The following is a 263-nucleotide window of genomic DNA, read 5'->3' on the forward strand; positions in this document are numbered from 1 at the left end:
CTCATACATGCCTATTTGGCAGGCAATGCAAACCTTCACAGACACCCGTGACGAGGCCAGTGCCGATGAAATTTGGCTGGTAGAACATGAGCCTGTATTTACGCAAGGCCAAGCAGGCAAAGACGAGCACTTGCTAATGCCCGGTGACATTCCTGTGGTCAAAGTAGACCGTGGCGGACAAGTCACTTATCACGGCCCAGGACAGCAAATGCTGTATGTACTTTTCAACCTACGTCGATTGAAAATCGGTGTACGCGACCTGG

1 protein-coding gene is annotated in these 263 nt (G+C 51.0%); it reads left to right on the plus strand.

From position 1 onward, the window contains the following. Positions 1 to 7 precede the first annotated feature (7 nt). The coding region (lipB, locus tag CWC14_RS18780) for a lipoyl(octanoyl) transferase LipB (protein ID WP_138564387.1) at positions 8 to 263 on the plus strand (256 nt) is incomplete at its 3' end.

Source organism: Pseudoalteromonas sp. S3260, from assembly GCF_005886925.1.
In the GTDB taxonomy this organism is placed as follows: domain Bacteria; phylum Pseudomonadota; class Gammaproteobacteria; order Enterobacterales; family Alteromonadaceae; genus Pseudoalteromonas; species Pseudoalteromonas tetraodonis.